Origin of the sequence: Pseudoalteromonas sp. P1-30, from assembly GCF_001400005.1 — a bacterium.
GTDB classification, from domain to species: domain Bacteria; phylum Pseudomonadota; class Gammaproteobacteria; order Enterobacterales; family Alteromonadaceae; genus Pseudoalteromonas; species Pseudoalteromonas atlantica.
The window spans coordinates 86,426-104,287 of record NZ_LKBC01000013.1; the positions used below are offsets into that span (position 1 = coordinate 86,426).

Annotated in this window: 16 protein-coding genes and 1 riboswitch; of the genes, 8 read left to right on the forward strand and 8 right to left on the reverse strand. The window is 39.9% G+C overall.

The window, feature by feature from the left end; translation table 11 throughout:
• Window positions 1-4 precede the first annotated feature (4 nt).
• The 4 genes from AN395_RS16055 (at window position 5) to AN395_RS16070 (ending at window position 6,697) form a co-directional block, all read left to right on the forward strand.
• Window positions 5-3,145, forward strand: a complete 3,141-nt coding sequence (locus AN395_RS16055; protein WP_054983591.1) for an efflux RND transporter permease subunit — start codon at window positions 5-7, stop codon at window positions 3,143-3,145.
• Window positions 3,146-3,256: 111 nt separating this feature from the next.
• Window positions 3,257-3,339: riboswitch (cyclic di-GMP riboswitch) on the forward strand.
• A 95-nt stretch (window positions 3,340-3,434) separates the two neighbouring features.
• A complete protein-coding gene (locus tag AN395_RS16060; RefSeq protein WP_054983631.1) occupies window positions 3,435-4,001 on the forward strand; it encodes a hypothetical protein in 567 nt (188 codons plus the stop codon).
• A gap of 119 nt (window positions 4,002-4,120) precedes the next feature.
• Window positions 4,121-6,238, forward strand: coding sequence for a S9 family peptidase (locus tag AN395_RS16065; RefSeq protein WP_408003099.1), 2,118 nt, complete (start codon window positions 4,121-4,123; stop codon window positions 6,236-6,238).
• Window positions 6,239-6,298: 60 nt separating this feature from the next.
• Window positions 6,299-6,697, forward strand: a complete 399-nt coding sequence (locus tag AN395_RS16070; RefSeq protein WP_054983592.1) for a hypothetical protein — start codon at window positions 6,299-6,301, stop codon at window positions 6,695-6,697.
• A 16-nt stretch (window positions 6,698-6,713) separates the two neighbouring features.
• Here AN395_RS16070 and AN395_RS16075 read toward each other — a convergent pair whose 3' ends face one another.
• The gene (locus AN395_RS16075) at window positions 6,714-7,469 is read right to left on the reverse strand and encodes a LytTR family DNA-binding domain-containing protein (RefSeq protein ID WP_024033980.1); all 756 of its coding nucleotides are present in this window, start codon (window positions 7,467-7,469) and stop codon (window positions 6,714-6,716) included.
• A gap of 241 nt (window positions 7,470-7,710) precedes the next feature.
• Between AN395_RS16075 and AN395_RS16080 the strand changes: the two genes are divergently transcribed.
• Window positions 7,711-10,653 carry a TonB-dependent receptor domain-containing protein gene (locus AN395_RS16080; RefSeq protein WP_054983593.1) on the forward strand — a complete coding sequence of 981 codons (2,943 nt, stop codon included), beginning with the start codon at window positions 7,711-7,713 and terminating at the stop codon, window positions 10,651-10,653.
• 282 nt (window positions 10,654-10,935) lie between these two features.
• Here the strand turns inward: AN395_RS16080 and AN395_RS16085 are convergent, their stop codons facing one another.
• Window positions 10,936-11,409 carry a Dps family protein gene (locus AN395_RS16085; protein ID WP_004585992.1) on the reverse strand — a complete coding sequence of 158 codons (474 nt, stop codon included), beginning with the start codon at window positions 11,407-11,409 and terminating at the stop codon, window positions 10,936-10,938.
• A 346-nt stretch (window positions 11,410-11,755) separates the two neighbouring features.
• Here AN395_RS16085 and AN395_RS16090 point away from each other — a divergent pair, with 346 nt between their 5' ends.
• Window positions 11,756-11,965: a hypothetical protein gene (locus tag AN395_RS16090; protein WP_024033977.1), complete on the forward strand. Its 210-nt coding sequence runs from the start codon at window positions 11,756-11,758 to the stop codon at window positions 11,963-11,965.
• Here AN395_RS16090 and AN395_RS16095 read toward each other — a convergent pair.
• Together AN395_RS16095 and AN395_RS16100 are read right to left on the reverse strand one after the other, a co-directional pair.
• Window positions 11,962-12,567 (reverse strand): alpha/beta hydrolase, encoded by a 606-nt coding sequence (locus AN395_RS16095; RefSeq protein ID WP_004585990.1) that lies wholly within the window; start codon window positions 12,565-12,567, stop codon window positions 11,962-11,964. The two genes, AN395_RS16090 and AN395_RS16095, sit on opposite strands and share 4 nt — an antisense overlap.
• 17 nt (window positions 12,568-12,584) lie before the next feature.
• Window positions 12,585-13,121, reverse strand: a complete 537-nt coding sequence (locus AN395_RS16100) for a YaeQ family protein (protein ID WP_024033976.1) — start codon at window positions 13,119-13,121, stop codon at window positions 12,585-12,587.
• Between the two features lie 91 nt (window positions 13,122-13,212).
• On the opposite strand from AN395_RS16100, the gene ylqF reads away from it, so the two are divergent.
• Window positions 13,213-14,157 (forward strand): ribosome biogenesis GTPase YlqF, encoded by a 945-nt coding sequence (ylqF, locus tag AN395_RS16105; RefSeq protein ID WP_054983594.1) that lies wholly within the window; start codon window positions 13,213-13,215, stop codon window positions 14,155-14,157.
• A gap of 245 nt (window positions 14,158-14,402) precedes the next feature.
• Window positions 14,403-14,780 (forward strand): hypothetical protein, encoded by a 378-nt coding sequence (locus tag AN395_RS16110; protein ID WP_054983595.1) that lies wholly within the window; start codon window positions 14,403-14,405, stop codon window positions 14,778-14,780.
• Between the two features lie 139 nt (window positions 14,781-14,919).
• Here the strand turns inward: AN395_RS16110 and AN395_RS16115 are convergent, their stop codons facing one another.
• The 4 genes from AN395_RS16115 to AN395_RS16135 all read right to left on the reverse strand — a co-directional run bounded on the left by AN395_RS16115 (window position 14,920) and on the right by AN395_RS16135 (window position 17,763).
• Complete coding sequence (locus tag AN395_RS16115) at window positions 14,920-15,555, reverse strand: recombinase family protein (protein ID WP_054983596.1); 636 nt, start codon at window positions 15,553-15,555, stop codon at window positions 14,920-14,922.
• Between the two features lie 261 nt (window positions 15,556-15,816).
• A complete protein-coding gene (locus AN395_RS16120) occupies window positions 15,817-16,458 on the reverse strand; it encodes an inovirus-type Gp2 protein (protein ID WP_054983597.1) in 642 nt (213 codons plus the stop codon).
• Window positions 16,459-16,978: 520 nt separating this feature from the next.
• Window positions 16,979-17,434, reverse strand: coding sequence for a hypothetical protein (locus AN395_RS16130; protein ID WP_054983599.1), 456 nt, complete (start codon window positions 17,432-17,434; stop codon window positions 16,979-16,981).
• Between the two features lie 101 nt (window positions 17,435-17,535).
• Window positions 17,536-17,763 carry a hypothetical protein gene (locus AN395_RS16135; RefSeq protein WP_054983600.1) on the reverse strand — a complete coding sequence of 76 codons (228 nt, stop codon included), beginning with the start codon at window positions 17,761-17,763 and terminating at the stop codon, window positions 17,536-17,538.
• Window positions 17,764-17,862: the final 99 nt, after the last annotated feature.

Genomic DNA, 17,862 nt, shown 5'->3' on the forward strand with positions numbered 1-17,862 from the left:
ATTAATGAGCGAATCAATTGAAAAAAAACAAACAGGGTTAATAGCTTATTTTGCTAAAAACTCTGTTGCAGCCAACCTAATGATGGTTTTTATCATCATTATGGGGATTATTAGCTACTTAACCATTCAGCGCCAAATGTTTCCTAATGTAGAAATTAACTACATTAATGTTGAGGCAAATTACCCCGGTGCCTCACCACAAGAAATTGAAGAAAGCATTCTTATAAAAATTGAAGAATCACTAAAGGATGTGACCGAAATTAAAAAGGGCGTGTACCGCGCCTTTAGAAATGGCGGTAGAGCAAGCCTTGAAATTAACACCGATGCAGAGCTTACCGATGTACTTGATAAGGTAAAGCTGCGTGTTGATGGTATTGCAACCTTTCCTGCAGGTATGGAACCGGTCACCATAAGTCAGATTGAGTTTAGGCAAGATGTTATAGGGATGACCTTAGTTGCCGATTTGCCGCTGACAGAACTCAAACCAATTGCCAATCAAATTGAAGATGAGCTATTACAGCTATCTAACGTGTCGTTGGTAGAAAACGATGTGCCGCTTGATGAAATAGCCATTGAAATCGACCCAGACACTTTACGCCAATACAATTTAACCCTAAGCGATGTAATGACCGCTGTGCGTAATTACTCTGCTAATTTTTCGGCGGGGCAACTAACAACAGATGCGGGGATTATTTCTGTTCGGGTTGAAAACCAGTATTACTCTGGCGATGAGTTTAGACAAATTCCGGTAAAAATAGGCGACTACGGCGCTAAAGTATTGTTGCAAGACATTGCTGTTATTAAAGACCAATTTACCGAAGGCGAGCGCTACTTTAAATTTAATGGCGAAAACGCGGTGTATATGTCGGTAAAGGCAACGCAAGATCAAAACATGATCCCCGTTGCCGATTCGGTTAAAGCATTTATTGAGCAAAAAAATACCCAGCTGCCACCGGGCGTTAGGTTAGAGCCATTAATGGACATGACGTACTACCTAAATGCGCGCCTTGATATGATGAAAGCTAACTTGTTTCAAGGGGCAATATTAGTCGCTATTATGCTTTCGTTATTCTTGCGCTTTAAATTAGCGCTTTGGGTAATGATTGGCTTACCAGTGTGCTTTTTAGGCGCCATGATGCTAATGCCTTTATTTGGTATAAGCATTAATATTATTTCGTTGTTTGCTTTTATTATGGTGCTCGGGATAGTGGTAGATGACGCCATAGTAATAGGAGAGGCCGCCTATACTGAGGTTGAAAAAAGCGGAGGCGGAGTTGAAAACGTCGTCCGTGGTGCTAACCGTGTAGCAACCCCTGCTACATTTGGTGTACTAACAACCATTGCGGTGTTTGCCCCGTTTACACTTTCAAGCGGGCCAGAAAGCGCCTTCTTTTACGGTATTGCCGTAGTAGTTATGCTGTGTTTAGTATTTAGCTTAGTTGAATCAAAACTTATTTTACCGGCGCACATTGCCCACACGCACTTTTCACCTATTAAAAAAGGGGGCTGGCGCGATAGGTTTAATACCCGCTTTTTTGGTTTTGTAAATGGCCCTTATAAGCGTTTTATATCGCGTTGTGTAGATTGGCGTTGGACAGTATTGTTTGGCTTTATTGCTATGTTTTTTATAAGCATTGCGCTGATCACATCAAATAAAGTACGCACTGTACCCACTCCTAAAGTGCCGCATGATTTTCCGCAAATTCAAATAGAAATGAATGACAATGTGTCTGACTTACAAACTATTGCAGCTATTCGTGAAGTAGAAGCCATGGTGTTAAGAGTTGATGAAGAAACAGAGCGTGAATTTGGCCAAAAAATAATTCGTGATGTACTGGTATTTAACCAAGGCAGAACGGAGTCTCAGTTACTTGCGCCGTTGGTTGATGAAGATTTACGCCCTTATAACGCGTTTGAACTTTCGCGCCGCTGGCGAGAAGCTATGCCAACCATTGCCGGTATTAAATCACTCACTATTGAAGATGATGTTGGCGGCGGTGGCGGCACCGGCGAAGGCGAATTTGGTTATTTACTGTTTGGCTCTGATATAGAAACGCTTAATGCGGCAGGCCGTCGTTTTATTCAGCTATTACAGCAACAAAAAGGCTTGTTTGATATAAGCTCGACCATTGACCCTGCTAGCAAAGAAGTGCAAATGAGCTTAAAACCTGTAGCTTACGATTTAGGGCTCGACCTTGCTAACATTGCAAATCAAGTAGGCGCTAGTTTTTATGGTGGCGAAGCACAGCGTGTAATACGTAACGGCGAAGAAGTAAGAGTAATGGTACGTTACCCTAAACTGACTCGCGAAGCGTTTTCATCGCTAAAACACACTGTAGTTACTACACCGCAAGGGCGTGAAGTACTTTTAGGTGATGTGGTTGAATTAACCGAAACGCCGGGTATTAGCTATATTCGCCGTGAGGGCGGTTATCGTACTGTTTATGTGTACGGCAGTATTGATGAAGAAGCTATAGAGCCTGGCGAAGTGGTTTCGCAAGTAAAAGAAAACTTACTGCCGCAACTTAAAGAAGAATACCCAAGTGTAAAATCAGAGCTAGGTGGCGCAATAGAAGAGCAACAAGCGCAAGCTAATGAGCAGCTGCTGTTTTTTGTAGGCGGCATGATTTTAGTTTATATATTGCTTGCTGTACCACTTAAAAGTTATGCCCAGCCGCTTATTGTTATGTCGGTTATTCCGTTTAGTTTAACGGGGGCTATTTGGGGACACTTTTGGTTTGATTTAGACATTAGCTTAATGTCGGGCTTTGGTTTAATAGCCGCGGCTGGCGTTGTAATAAACGACTCGCTGGTAATGACCGACTACGTAAACCAAGTACGCCGAGAGGGTGTAAGCGTTAAAAACGCGGTAATAGAAGCCGGTTGTGCACGCTTTAGGGCAATATTATTAACCTCTATTACAACCTTTGCAGGGGTTCTGCCCATAATGTTTGAAACCAGTTTACAAGCTAAATTTGTAATCCCTATGGCAGTAGCGCTAGGCTTTGCGGTAATGTTTGCAACACTAATCACCCTTATATTGGTGCCGTGCTTGTACATTATTTTAGGCGATATTGGCGGCGTGTTTAAAATGGCTTTTCGAAAAGTATTTAGGCGAAAAGCCCCTATAAACCAAACCTCTTAAACTATTAAAAGCCAACTTTAACAAGTTGGCTTTTTAGTTATTTAGGGTTATATAAAAATCTCGGTTACATTCTTTTGTTTGAATAAGCTTTGCGCACGTTTTATAATCACTTTTTTCTGTTGGCAAATTAGTCGAAAGGCTAAGACGCAAAGTTTCCGGTCTAAGGTGTAAACTACGATAGCGGGGCTGCTGCATAATTTTTATACGGTATTGCTTGCCCTCAGTGTCGTTTTTGTGTATCCATATGATATGGATAAAATTTTGTGACTCTTAAGGTGTTACTGTGTTTATGCATACGTCGTTGGCCTGTGGAAAATGGTCAACTATAGGTTGTTTAAACCATCATACTCAATTATTCATTGGGGATGTGGTTAGTGTAACCTTTTCAGACATGCAAGGAGTGCTTGTTGATTTATCGTTTGATTATAAAATTACCTCTTTAGAACAAGGTGAGCCTCATGCTTGGCCACGCTTAGTTGCTGAGTATATAAACGTGCATGTGCCCCTGGTAAGTGCAGGTAGAATGACCAAACAAGGGTTGGTTGTTGGCTATCGAGATAACGAAATATTTGCCCTAGAAAGTAGCGGTATTAATAAGGCAAAGGTTGATTTTCATTGCATTGCAAAGTGCGATACCCCCGCTAAGTGCACCAACCAAGCATATGATTTTGTATACCCTAATGGGGGCGAACAATACAATGCGGGGACTCGCGTACTGCAGCCTAAAACAGGTTATATATACCAATGTAAGGCATGGCCATTTAGCCAATTTTGCAGAACCAATAATGATAAAGACCCAAGCTTTGAACCTGGTATCGGAAAAAGCTGGGCAATGGCCTGGACTAAGCTCTCTTAACGCTTTTAAAATAAAAACCATCTTCCCATGGGTGTAATGACAAGAATAAAATTGCAGTAATTTTAAAATTTGGACTTATACCTCAAGCCCACTCTCTATGAGTGGGCTTTTTTATTTTTATGATAAACTGCCTGCATTGTTATTTTTTATACGGTTTTGTTGTGTCTTTAAGTGAATTTTCTTCTCAATCATTAGCTCGTTTTCCTGTTGCTAAAAAGCAACCTCATCAATTAACTATGCACAATAAAACGCGCACCGATAACTACTACTGGATGCGCGATGATGAGCGCGAAAACCCAGAAATACTCGCCCATTTAGCGGCCGAAAATACATACTGCGATGAGCAACTAGCCGCAATAAAACCACTTCAAAACAGTATTTTTGAAGAACTAAAAGGGCGCATCGTAAAAGATGACAACACGGTGCCGGTTAAAGATGGCAAGTACTGGTATCACTCAGAGGTACGTGGTGACGATGAGTATTCGCGCCATTACAGAAGCACAAGTATTAACACCGATAACAAGCAGTTACTTCTTGATGTGAATGCTTTAGCTCAAAGCCATGAATTTTACGAACTAGGTGAAGTCGCGCTAAGCCCATGCGAGCAATTAATGGCATACAGCGAAGATACCGAAGGGCGCAGAATTTACAGCGTACATTTTAAAAACCTGCAAACAGGTGAAATGCTCAGCGATGTTTTAGAAAACACCGAAGGGCAAATTGTTTGGGCTAACGACAATAAAACCGTATTTTACGTTAAAAAAGACTTACAAACGTTACTGGGTTTTCAGGTGTTTAGGCATGAACTAGGCACAGCGCAAAGCCAAGATGTCATGGTGTATGAAGAGCACGATAAAAGCTTTTTTATGGGCTTGGGTAAAAGCCGTGACGAGAGCCTTATTATTATAGATTTGGCCACCACCGAAACAAACGATACCTGGGTGCTTGATGCCAATAACCCGCAAGGAGAATTTAACGCATTACTACCGCGCGAAGAAGGGCATGAGTTTGATATAGATAAACACGGCGATACATATTACATAGTAACCAACTGGCAAGCTAAAAATTTCAGACTGATGACGGCAACAAGCGAAACGATTGCAGATAAAACGCAGTGGCAAGAGCACACCGCGCACCGTGAGCATGTATTGCTTGAAGGCGTAGAGATATTTGACGACTTTTTAGTATTAACTGAGCGCGAGCAAGGTCAAGCTCGCTTTGTTGTTATTAACCAAGCTCAAGAGCGCATGGCGCTTGAATTTAGCGACCCATGCTACTATGCCGCTGTGGCGATGAACCCCGAGCCACAGGCGCGTTCGGTACGTATTTATTATTCAAGTCTAACCACGCCTGGAACGTTGTACGATGTTGATTTAGCCACGGGCAAAAAAACATTGTTAAAACAGCAGCAAGTACTGGGCGGGTTTGATAGTGCACTTTATGCCTCTGAGCGCTTATTCGTGACAGCACGCGATGGCGTGCAAGTACCTGTTTCGTTAGTTTATAGAAAAGACACCTTTACCAAGGATGGCACTAACCCACTGTTTCAATATGGCTATGGTGCATATGGTTACACGATAGATCCGAGCTTTTCGAGTACCTCATTGAGTTTGCTAGATCGCGGTTTTGTGTATGCGATTGCACATGTAAGAGGCTCCGAAATGCTAGGACGCCATTGGTACGAGCAAGGTAAAAAAGAGCATAAACAAAATAGCTTTAGCGACTTTATTGATATTACAAAGGCTCTTGTAGAGCAAGGCTACGGTGATAAAAACAAAGTATTTGCCTCTGGCGGCAGTGCAGGTGGTTTGTTAATGGGCGCTGTATTAAACCAAGCGCCAGAGCTTTACTTAGGTGTAGGGTGTCATGTGCCATTTTTAGATGTGTTAACCACCATGCTAGATGAAAGTATTCCACTTACCACTAACGAGTATGATGAATGGGGCAACCCAAACGATGAGCACTTTTATGATGTAATAGCTGCGTACTCACCGTACGATAATATTAGCGCCCAAGACTACCCGCATATTTTAGTCACCACAGGCCTGCACGACTCTCAAGTACAATATTGGGAGCCTATGAAGTGGGTAGCAAAAATGCGAGAACTCAAAACCGATAACAATATACTGGTATTTAAAACCGATATGGATGCTGGGCATGGCGGCGCATCTGGGCGTTTTAAAAGCCTTGAAGAAAAAGCCCTCGAAATGGCCTTTTTTATCGCGCTTATAAATTAACTGCAAAATACGCAAAATGTATTAAGCTTTAATGAAGCACTGATATATAAAAGGTTATTTATGTTTGGAGCACATGGAGAGTTTTATATTTGCTCTCAGCCACCCACCATGTATTTAAAGCTAATGGGTAGTTTTAATAATGAAGGAATTACTTTACTAACTAATGGCGTGGTGAACGAACTAAGTATGCACCCTAAAGGCGCACTAAAGTGTGTTGTGGTTAATTTAGAAGAATTTGAGTTAATAACTGTAGATAGCATGGACTCGTTAGAGGCGTACTTTGCCAGCGTAAAAGAGCGTGGCTACGAACGCGTAGATTACTTATATGCAAACATTATTGCTAAAAATATGTTCGAGAAGGTCTGGAGCAACAGCGATATTGAAGTTAACTTTTATAAAGACTCAGAAAGTTACCTACATCATCACCCAGACGATGAATACATTAAAACCTACTGGTAAATAGAATTACAAGCCCCTATGCTACGGGGCTTATAATGCTTTCTAGGCAGTTTTTGTACCTTCTTGATAAATTTAACGAGATATTGTTTTTAAGCTTCACTTTATAGTCGCCGCTGTCTGTTGGCATAAGCTCTTTTATGGCATGTTTTCTAACAAGCGTGGAGCGGTGAATACGTATAAAACCTTCAGGCTCTAGCTGTTGCTCAATGTTTTTCATGGTTTCACGGTGTAAAACGGGGGCGCTGTTACCATTAAAGTGCAGCTCTACATAATTACCCGCACCGTTTATCCATACAATATCGTTAATATCTATTAAACGTACCTTTCCTACATCTTTAACAACAATATGTGCAGCAATGGGTTGCTCGTTTTCAGATGCGGCTTTAAACAAGCGCTCGGCTTGTGTGGCTAATGGGCATAAATGAATAAGCTTATCGAAGCATTTTTCAAGCCTTGAAGCGGTTGCATCAACTGTTAAAAAATCGACTGCGCCGACTTCAAACGCAAAATTAGCAAATTCAGCCGACCTAGCAATCACCACCACTTTCATTGTTTTAGCCAATTCAGTTAGGTGCACTATTTGAGTAGGATCATTTAAATTAGATAATTCGTAAAAAAGCACATTAAAACGAGAGGTATCTATTTGATCTAAACGCTGCTCGGGCAGTTGTGTTTGCGAATCAAAGTGACGGTGAGCTTGCACCTGCTGAGTTAAGAATGTTGCAAATTTGCTCGTGCTAACTCTAATTAGTGCATGAAAGTAAGTAATCATAAAAAAATCCATCTCTAGAGTGTGTAGTTATAAAGACCGTGTATTTAATAAAAAATGTTAAAAAAATTTAATCTAATTTATAACAATCTGGGATAAGTACCTTCATCCCATATATCCTGCTGTTTGTACCTGACTAAATGCCTATTAAATAATGCGCATAGTGTCTTAAAATTATTCCACTTAATGTTGAAATGTTTGTAACCAACCAGTTACAAAAATAACATTTCAGGGACATTATAGTATGAAAAAAATAAATAACTTAGATAGTCGTACATTTAAAAAATCTTCATTGTCTTTAGCACTTAGTGCGACAGTGCTTGCTGGCTTTTCTTTTCAAGGTTTAGCCGCAGAAGAAGACGAACTAGAAAAAATAGAACGCGTGCAAGTAACGGGTTCTCGTATTCGTTCAGCCGAGGCGATGTCATCTGCACCTATACAGGTTGTAAGTGGCGAGGCAATTGATGCATCGGGTTCTTTAAACATTCAAAACCTACTGCTAGAAAACCCAGCATTTGGTTCTCCAGCTATTAGCCGTACTAACTCTAACTTTTCAACTGCAAGCGCGGGTGTAGCTACTGTTGATTTGCGTAACTTAGGTTCAAACCGTACTTTAGTACTTGTGAATGGGCGCCGTTATGTATCGGGTGTACCTGGTAGCTCGGCAGTTGATTTAAATACCATTCCTAGTCAATTTATTGAGCGAGTGGAAATTATGACCGGTGGCGCATCATCAGTATATGGCTCTGATGCGGTTGCAGGTGTAGTTAACTTTGTACTAAAAGATGACTTTGAAGGCGTAGAGTTTGAAGGCCAATACGGCGAATCAAGCGAAGGCGATGATGAATCGCGCCAGTTTTCTTTTACCTCGGGTTTAACTACGGGTGATGGCAAAGGTCAAGCCATGTTCCACTTAGGCTACTCAGACCAAGGAGCCGTGTTTTCACGCGATCGTGAGCGCTCTGCAGTAGACCAATTTTCAGGTATTTATTTTGAAGACGATCCGGCGGCAAACCCGGGTTCTATTTTTGAAGCCGTTAATCCGTTTTTCTCATCATTTCCGCCACAAGGGCGTTTTGATGCAGGCGATACACGCTTTACTTACGATCCAAACAACAACTTACAAGACTCGTTTAGCACCAATGGCGGTGACGGTATAGATGCCAACGGCTTTAACCGAAGCGGCGTACGTACCATTGCTATACCAACAGAGCGCTACTTATTTGCCTCAAATGGTAGTTACGAGCTAACAGATAAACACAGCTTCTTTTTTGAAGGGACGTACGCATCTAGTACCACTATTTCAGAGTTAGAGCCTTTTCCGTTTGCCTCAGATGACATTTATGCCAATGGCCGCGTGCCAATTGAGTTTGACGTAAATGGCGAAATGCTTAGAAATGCCTTTGTGCCAGATGATATCTACAATGCAGCAACAGACACCGACGGTGATGGTGCTAGAGATATCTTTTTTGCAAAACGTTTAAGTGATGTAGGTAACCGTGGTGCCCGTGCAGAGCGTGATACATTCCGCTTAGCTGTGGGCTTTCAGGGTGAGATTAACGACAGCTGGTTTTACGATACCTACTATGTGTACGGTAAAACGAAAGAGTCGCAAGTATCAGGTGGCTTAGTAAATGTACAAAGCTTTCGCCAAGGTTTAGAGGCGGTAATTGATAGCCAAGATTTAGATGCGGATGGCATTACCGATGAAGCGATTTGTATTGATGCAACAGCGCGTGGCTTTAATTGTGCGCCAGTAAACATTTACGGATTTAATTCACTATCGCAAGGTGCAATTGATTTTGTTAGTGCACCAAGTACGCTTTCTACGTCGGTAGAGCAAGAAATTATTGGCGGTAATGTCTCAGGTGATTTATTTGAGCTGCCTGCGGGTATGGTAGGTATTGCGGCTGGTTTTGAATACCGCGAAGAGTTTTCTCGCAGTGAATTTGATGCCCTACAGCAAGCAGGCTTAAATGCCGGTAATGCAATTCCTGCAACCGAAGGTTCTTTTGATGTAACTGAATACTATGTTGAGGCTAACATTCCTGTGCTGGATGCGGTAACAGTGAACGCCGCAGTCCGTTTATCTGACTACTCAACAGTAGGTAATACAGAAAGCTGGAACGTAGGTGTTGATTGGGAAGTGATGGATAGCTTACGCCTTCGTGCTACCCGTGCTCGTTCTACACGTGCGCCTAATATTGATGAGTTATTTTCACCGCCTTCGCAAACATTCCCTAGTGGTTTAAACGATCCATGTATAGGTGTTACAAACAGTGGCGGTGGCGCTGTAGGTGATGCGTGTCGTGCCGATGCGGGTGTTGCAAATAATATTGCATCAAACGGTGAGTTTACCCTTAACCAGTCTGATTTACAGGGTATTAGTGGTTTTAACCGTGGTAACCCAGACTTAAAAGAAGAAGTGGGCGACTCTGTGACTGTGGGTGTGGTATTTACCCCAGAGGAGCTAATTTCGGGCCTTGACGTTACCCTTGATTACTTTGATATAGAAATCACAGATGCGATTGTATCTACACCGCGCCAATTTATTTTAGACCAATGTTATGGCGGTGGTGACGATAGCTTCTGTAGCTTTATAACTCGTCGTAGCGGCCCTTCTGGTAATAATAGCGCAGGTTCACTTGAGTTTATTGACAGTGGTGTATCAAATAGTGGTGGCTTAGGAACAGAAGGTGTTGATTTAACACTAACTTACTCTGCCGATATTGGCCCAGGCGCATTTAGAACTCGCCTTGCATACACTTACTTGATTGACGGTTACACTATTCCGTTACCGGGTGCGGATAAAGATGAGTTTGCTGGTGAAATTGGCGCATCTGAGCACAAAGCTAACTGGAACTTAGGCTATAAGCTTGATGACTTTGATTTTAACTGGAGCATGACCTACATAGGGGCTGCTGACTTTGAGGATCAATTCTTAAGTGGCTTTGGTATACCTGCTGGCGGCGTGGGTATTGGTTCAGTAACCTACCACGATGTACAAGCAAGCTATCATATAAGTGACGCGGTAGAGCTATACGCCGGCGCTAACAATTTATTTGATAAAGAGCCTCCACGTATACTTTCAGGTGTAAGTGGCTCAAGCACAGGTACTGAAACCGACGCAGGTACGTATGACCCAATCGGGCAAACCTTCTATATTGGTTTTAGAAGTAAATTTTAAGCAGTTAATACTGCACAATTGTAGTTTTTCCAGCTTCACTTAATTAAGGAGCTGGTATTAACAAAAGCCCCAGCCGTTGCTGGGGCTTTTTAATGCAAGCGCGAAAAGGGTGGGCTGGTTTGCTTTAAAATTATTTATGCTCCGCTTAAACCAAAAACAACGCCACTGGTAACAGTGGCGTTGTTTAGTCGATAGGGGGCGCTAATATAGTATCCGAATCGCAAAGAAATTTACGATTCTCCCTATTTGTAGCCCTCCCCTTTTGAGGGCTTATTTTTTAGCTTAGTCTAAGTACGCTTTTAACATCCATACTAGTTTTTCTTGCTCTGAAATATAATCACCCATTAATGACGCTGTACCTTCATCATCTGCATCACCTGCTTGAGTAAGTACTTCACGTTGCATTTTAATTAGTGTGCTGTAGCCAGCTAATAGGTTTTCTACGGCTGCGGTACCATCGCTAATGTTTTTAGCTTCTTTAATTTCACTTACTTCTAAGTAATCAGAAAACGCATGTAGTGGCGCGCCATCTAACGTTAAAATACGTTCAGCAATTTCATCTACTTTTTCAAGCAGAAGGTTGTAAATCTCTTCAAATTTAATGTGTAATTCAAAAAAGTTACGGCCTTTAATATTCCAATGAAAACCGCGCGCATTCATGTATTGAATTTGGTAGCTGCTCAATAATGTATTGAGTGACTTAACAATGTCTTCGCTTTTTGCGCTGTTTAAACCAATTGCATTTACCTGTGACATACCTTGCTCCTTGATGAACCGTTTATTTATGAACTGATGATCATTATTGCTCAGTGCTATTAATTAGTAAAATTGTTTAAACCAGTCAATGCAATAGGTTTTAACTATTAATAACGTGCAGCGCAATAAATCACTCATACAATATAGATGGGTTGAATTTATTAAAATTCTACCCCTTAACAATAAAATAAAGACAAAACATGGATAAATTATGATCTAAAACAAGTTTTCTACAAGGTTGAATATTGGCTATTTGATGTATTGATCTAAATCAGTAAATGCTTATGGCTGTAGCGCATAATTCATTCAAGCAAAATAAATATCTTAAATTTATTGGAGAGCGATTATGGATGCAAAAACAGTAAAACAAAATAAAGCAGAGTTAATAGTGGTAGGTATAGCCGTTATAGCATTTGTATTGGGGCTGGTGGCGCATTTAGCAGGCGCAAGTTTTGCCAATGCCGACACGTTTGGCTACATTGCCGCGCCAATGCCACTTATTTTGGGGGTGATATTTTTAATCAGTTATAAAATAGCAGAGGCGGGCGAAGACTAGGCTGCTTCGTTAAGGCACTTAATAATGTATTCAAGCACTTGGCGAGAATAAATCATACTGGTATGGCTTAAATGAAACACTTTATGCTCAGCCATGCCTTTAAGCTTGGTTTCGTCTAGTAAAACGGTGCCATCGGACTGACTGCCTTTGACAATTAACGGCATTAACCCAATGGGCAAATCGCCAGCAATACTGTAAAGCTTGGCCTTAAACGGCCAGTTACCATTTTTAGTGAGTAAAAACTCGACGCTGTTTTTTAAAAAGGTTTCAAACCCTTTTTGCTTCATCTTTTGCGCTATGTGGCTGCCTTGATGGGGTGTGCCAAGCGTAATCACTTTAGTGACATGGTGACTCGCTGGCGTGCCTGCCTCTAAGTAGGCGCGGGCAATTAATCCGCCCATAGAGTGACATACTAATGCAGAGGGCTCATCACCAATAAACTCATCAATTTGTTTAAATATGGTGCTTAAGTTAGGGTCGAGCGTATTGTAAGTGAGATTAAGTACTTTAACTCCAGACTGTTCAAGACGAGAGCAGAGCGGGCGCATAACAAAGCCCGACATATAAAGGCCGTGTAATACAATAACGTGGTTTATTTTCATACGCCCTTACCTACAATTTACATTAACTGTTGTGGTTTTATTTCGATATTAGCCGTATCAGAACTGACCCACACATCACCATCTTGAACGGTAATGGTAAGTTTTATATTGCGGTCAGCTAAATCTGCAAGTGCCTGAGTGGCGGCGTAATCAAGGCTAAAAATACTTAAGTTTTTAAAATCGTACAATTTAGGTTGATGTTTTTGCCACCAAATAGCTTGGTTGTTTTCGCCATAGGTATAAAGCACCACTTTTTTAGCTTTATTGCAGGCTTTTTTAAGACGCTTTTCATCTGGCAAGCCCAGCTCAATCCACAGCTCTATCTCTTCACTGTAGTTTACATGCCAAAGCTCAGGTTCATCGTCGGCACTTAAGCCTTTGGTAAACTCTAAGCCATCACAACTATTTAGCGCATAGGCTAATAAGCGAATCATCAAGCGTTGCTCGGTTTCAGAGGGATGCTGTGCCAACGTTAAATTAAAATCTTGGTACACGTGGCGGTCCATATCGCTTAACGATAATTGCGCTTTAATAATGGTAGATTTAAGAGCCATAATATCTAATCTAAAAAAATTTGCGCCAGTATAGCGCAATTAAATGAATTGCCAGTTAAAATAGCGTCAAATTATATGTTAGGAGTTAAAAATGGCTATCCAGTGGTTCCCTGGGCACATGAATAAAGCCCGTAATGAGATTAAAGAAATAATGCCGCAAATGGATGTGATCATTGAAGTGCTTGATGCACGCATTCCTTACAGTAGTGAAAACCCTATGGTAACTACGCTTCGTGAAGGCAAGCCGGTCATCAAAATTTTAAATAAGGCGGATTTAGCCGACCCTAAAATGACCCAAGCGTGGAAAGACTATTTTGAGCAAGAAAGTGGCGTAAAAGCCATCGCGTTTGGCCATGATAAAGCCGCTGAGGTGCACAGAATTAATGAGCTTTGTAAAAAATTAGTGCCACATAAAGTGGGCGCCGATAAGCAAATTAAAGCCATGATCATGGGTATTCCAAATGTGGGCAAATCAACGTTAATTAACGTATTAGCTGGGCGCATAGTTGCAAAAACGGGTAACGAGCCTGCGGTAACAAAAGCGCAGCAACGTATTAAGCTTGAAGATGGCATTATGCTTTACGACACGCCGGGTATGCTGTGGCCTAAAGTAGAAAACGAGAACTCGGGTTATCGTTTAGGTGCCACCGGTGCAATACGTGACACAGCGCTTGAATACGAAGATGTGGCAAGTTATACCGCAGAGTATTTATTAAAAGCCTACCCAGAGCTTTTAAAAGCACGCTATAAAATAGATGAACTGCCAGAAAGTGACTGGGAGTTTGTAGAAATGGCCGGTAAAAAGCGTGGTTGTATTCGTGGCGGTAACCAAATAGACACCTATAAAATGTCTGAAATACTGATTAACGAATTACGTGATGGGATTATCGGCCGTATTACCATGGAAACCCCAGCCATGCGTGAAGAAGAAGAAATTATGGTAGCTGGCTTACGCGCCGCTGCAGAGGCCAAAAAAGCCGCTAAAGAAGAAGAGAAAAAACAGCGCCGTGCACGTGCACGTAAAAACCGCCGTTAATATGTGAATTTATGTGAGTATGTTACTTACTAAATTACAGACATAAAAAAAGCCCGTAAGGGCTTTTTTACTTCCTAAAAGCGTCACTTAGTAAGTGATTGTGTTACATATTTTAGGCTTTTGTGTACAAAATGGAAGACTAGTTATTAAAAATTATGCTGCTTGCCCTGTTATAAAGTTTCTTGTGTCAGTATGTATAGGGTGCTAAGTTCTATAAAGTTGGACTAAAATTACAGGGAAAGTAAATGTTTAAAATAGAAACCATTAAAACACATCTCAAAAGTATCAGTTGGTCAGATATAAACCTTTATTCAAGTATCTTACTTAAGATAACAAGTATCTTATTTTTATTATTCTTAGCTGCATCACTAGTTAGTATAAAATTACAGTTTTCCCATTCAGGGCCTAGTTGTGACAGTTATAAAAGTGACTTTCAATACTGGTTAAACAATCAAGGTGAAAAAAAGAGCAGAGTCTTATCTGTAGAGACATCAAGAGTACAATTGCAAAATGGTACAACTAAGTGCTTTGGTACTTTAGAAGATGAAGAGGGCAATTATAAAAGTTGGTCAGGCGAAGTCACCCAGTTGGATGATGGTGGAATAATAGGAAAAGCAAATTAAATTCTACAATAAATTAGATAACAAGAAACTTTTTTGTACTTTAAAATATTGGATCTGGGTGCTAATGGTCTTAAACGCGTAGATACTCAGCCCGAAAATATATGACGGAAAATAGAAATACCTAATATTTATCATATACTTAATGTTTTTGTGTTTTCTTTAACCATTTGTAATAACCAGCTTTGCTTATCTTCAAACCCTTTTCAGACTCTAACAGCTTTAAAAGCTCAGTTGTTTTAGTGCCTTTATCTTGATGTGCAAGTATGAAGCTCAAGTGTTCATCAAGTTTAGACTTCACCACTTGTCCATGCTTACGCCCAACATGTAAGCCTTTAGCTTTGCGTTGTGCATGTCCTGCTTTTGCTCTCTCACTCCTTCGAGCTGCTTCTTGTGCACTTGCGAATGATTGGCCTATTACAGTAAATATAGTTTCAGCGTCATCTACGTTATCTTTATTTATAACGCGGTCGTTATAAGCTAAATGAAGTTCTCCATTTCTAGCAATTTGTCCAATAACACCAATAAGCTCCAATACCTTATTTCTACCGATTCGGCTAATATCACTAACTACAATACTCTGATTTGAACTTATTAAAGCAAATAATTTACGATCTTGTAGGTCTGTCTTACTAGCACTTATGTGCTCTTCTATAATTGAATCCAACTTGAGGTTGTTACGTGCAACATAACTTTCAATAGCCGCTTTCTGAGATTCGGCATTACCTTTATTGTTGTCTGATACGCGTATGTAACCAATTACTTTTTTAGCTTTCATTGTGCTGTCTACTATAGTGCATTAATTTATCGCCATAGTAGACAATTTAAAGCAAGAAAACAATAATTATTTGTCTACTTTGGTGTAATCACTAGAGTGGACTATTAATTGGTATTCAAATAAGGTTAGTATATAGTTAATTAAGTGGTTGGATAGGCTGCTAGTGCCGTGAATACTGGCTTTCAGGGGAGTTATATAATGATTTTTTATATTTTCTCTGTAACTATGCGAACGTTTTTTCAGTTCGTTTAACAAAAAAGCTTATTTTATTTGAGTCCTACCGAACTTGTACGGTTTTGTACCTTCTCTTACCTTACATATGTAGCTGATCCAGTAGAAAGAGGCCTTTAATTGAGTATAATTTCCTCTATTTAGAACCCTGTGATATTTGTAATCATCGTTAGGAATCGTACATGTGTGAACATAGCTGCTGTTATAAGATTCGGAGGTAACCTCTTTAAGCTCTATACTGGGTATATATTGTTTTAGCGCCTTATTCCAAGCCGAGGAGATAATACCACTTACACCAGTTGAGCGGTTTTTCTTTTCATTTACGAACGTGTGAAGGTGGACATGCCATCCTTTTTCAACTTCCCTTTCAACACACCAAACATAAAACAGTTTTCCTCTATCTTTGTTACTCCAAAGCCTTCCGTTTTCAAGCAGTTTGAAAAAGTGCTTCGTTAATTTTTCAAAATCTTTCTCTGTGTAATATTCAGATACACACTTAGGAATTTTTAACACTCTATGTTGGTGGAGTAATTTTGCATATGTGTTACTGGCTAAATCAATTAACTTATAGCAAGACTCCAATCGATTAACTAGGAGGTTTTGTTCTTTGTTATTAACAGGCAATTCTTTATATTCAAGTTTCTTAAATAACCTTCTGCTTACTTCTGGCATAGTAATTATCCTTTTAATTTATTTTATAAGTGTATAGATAAAGATATTTACCTCTCAAAAAAGGTTATAAGGTTTTTATTATATAGTTGAACACTCAAAAAGGCCTGTAATGGTGGCTGTTCGGTATATTACTAGTGTTGCTAACAATAAGCTTTCTGATATAAAAAGTTCAGGGGAAGTTTTGACATAAACCTTTATCAGAAATTAATTTGGATTGGATAGGTTAAGCTTACGATTTGTATCAATCGGTCGCGATCTAGCCCTAATTTTTTTAAATTAAGCGCTAGTGCATATGCGGGAGGCTGGCCTTTTTCGAAGCTATACCCCAGCTTTTCCAACAGCGGACGAATTTTATATTCAACTTTGGTTTCTATCATTTTCATTTCTTCCATTTTATTGAAGCTAACACGCTTGCAGTTATTATTCTTATGAGGAGGGCGGTATTAGCAGAGATTTTTGTTATTAAGGTGAATACTTAGCTATATAGCCTAAAGTATGCTGGACGCTGTTACAGAGGGGTTTAATTTGATTGTAGCGCTTTCAAAAGACTCGCCTTAAACTTTGCATTATTTTCTTCTTGGTTTTTAGTATGAATTTTAGCTTTTTCTAGTAAGGCTTCTTCTAACTCTCTATCTAACCACTCATTTTGTTGTTCGGTAATCCACTTATCGTATTCATTTCTTGCAACTTTTAAAGCTTGCTCAAGTACTTTTTTACTTTCCGATGGTGGTAATTCAAATACTAGAATGTACTTACCTGAAAGGCTCTTACATAATTCAGCTGCGATTTTGTATTTTGATTTTAATTTGGTATCTATTTCTTTCAATGCCTGTGGAAAATTATTAAAAACTTGCTTTTTATACTTCCCTTCACGTTCATGTGCTTTGGTTGTAAGTACTTCTAAATTAGCTAGTTTAGCTTCATTGGTGAAATCGGGCATTCTTGCTTTTAATTCTTGTATTAAATCAGTATTCATAGAGAGTTTCCTTTTTATTATATTATTAGAAAAATAAGCTTTTACCCCGACTGTTGAGGATAGCTAAAGGGTAAAAGCTTACAAAATGGAAGTGGGTAGTTTTACTTGTTTAGAACAGTGCAAACAGCAGTATGAATAGGTACACCTTTATTTATTAAACGCATAATTTTACGATAATTGCTGTTGTTGCCGTGCTCGTCAAAAGTGAAACCTAATGCTAATAAAATCGATTTAACAGTAGTTAATGTATTAACGGGTTTTGAGCTGATCAATTTACCATCAGACAGGCGGTATTGCTCATCGATTAACTTTCGAATAGTGATGTACATTTTTGTTCTTCTTATGTGTGTAGTTGTATGTGAGGAGATATTTGTTGCTTTGTTATATTATAACACAAATGTAAATGGTTTGTAAACCCATGTACAGAA

Excerpts from the sequence above, each read along its gene's own strand:
- AN395_RS16055 (WP_054983591.1), top strand. The coding sequence starts at position 5 with ATGAGCGAATCAATTGAAAAAAAACAAACAGGGTTAATAGCTTATTTT.
- AN395_RS16060 (WP_054983631.1), top strand. The coding sequence starts at position 3,435 with ATGCATACGTCGTTGGCCTGTGGAAAATGGTCAACTATAGGTTGTTTA.
- AN395_RS16065 (WP_408003099.1), top strand. The coding sequence starts at position 4,121 with ATGATAAACTGCCTGCATTGTTATTTTTTATACGGTTTTGTTGTGTCT.
- AN395_RS16070 (WP_054983592.1), top strand. The coding sequence starts at position 6,299 with ATGTTTGGAGCACATGGAGAGTTTTATATTTGCTCTCAGCCACCCACC.
- AN395_RS16075 (WP_024033980.1), bottom strand. The coding sequence starts at position 7,469 with ATGATTACTTACTTTCATGCACTAATTAGAGTTAGCACGAGCAAATTT.
- AN395_RS16080 (WP_054983593.1), top strand. The coding sequence starts at position 7,711 with ATGAAAAAAATAAATAACTTAGATAGTCGTACATTTAAAAAATCTTCA.
- AN395_RS16085 (WP_004585992.1), bottom strand. The coding sequence starts at position 11,409 with ATGTCACAGGTAAATGCAATTGGTTTAAACAGCGCAAAAAGCGAAGAC.
- AN395_RS16090 (WP_024033977.1), top strand. The coding sequence starts at position 11,756 with ATGGATGCAAAAACAGTAAAACAAAATAAAGCAGAGTTAATAGTGGTA.
- AN395_RS16095 (WP_004585990.1), bottom strand. The coding sequence starts at position 12,567 with ATGAAAATAAACCACGTTATTGTATTACACGGCCTTTATATGTCGGGC.
- AN395_RS16100 (WP_024033976.1), bottom strand. The coding sequence starts at position 13,121 with ATGGCTCTTAAATCTACCATTATTAAAGCGCAATTATCGTTAAGCGAT.
- ylqF (WP_054983594.1), top strand. The coding sequence starts at position 13,213 with ATGGCTATCCAGTGGTTCCCTGGGCACATGAATAAAGCCCGTAATGAG.
- AN395_RS16110 (WP_054983595.1), top strand. The coding sequence starts at position 14,403 with ATGTTTAAAATAGAAACCATTAAAACACATCTCAAAAGTATCAGTTGG.
- AN395_RS16115 (WP_054983596.1), bottom strand. The coding sequence starts at position 15,555 with ATGAAAGCTAAAAAAGTAATTGGTTACATACGCGTATCAGACAACAAT.
- AN395_RS16120 (WP_054983597.1), bottom strand. The coding sequence starts at position 16,458 with ATGCCAGAAGTAAGCAGAAGGTTATTTAAGAAACTTGAATATAAAGAA.
- AN395_RS16130 (WP_054983599.1), bottom strand. The coding sequence starts at position 17,434 with ATGAATACTGATTTAATACAAGAATTAAAAGCAAGAATGCCCGATTTC.
- AN395_RS16135 (WP_054983600.1), bottom strand. The coding sequence starts at position 17,763 with ATGTACATCACTATTCGAAAGTTAATCGATGAGCAATACCGCCTGTCT.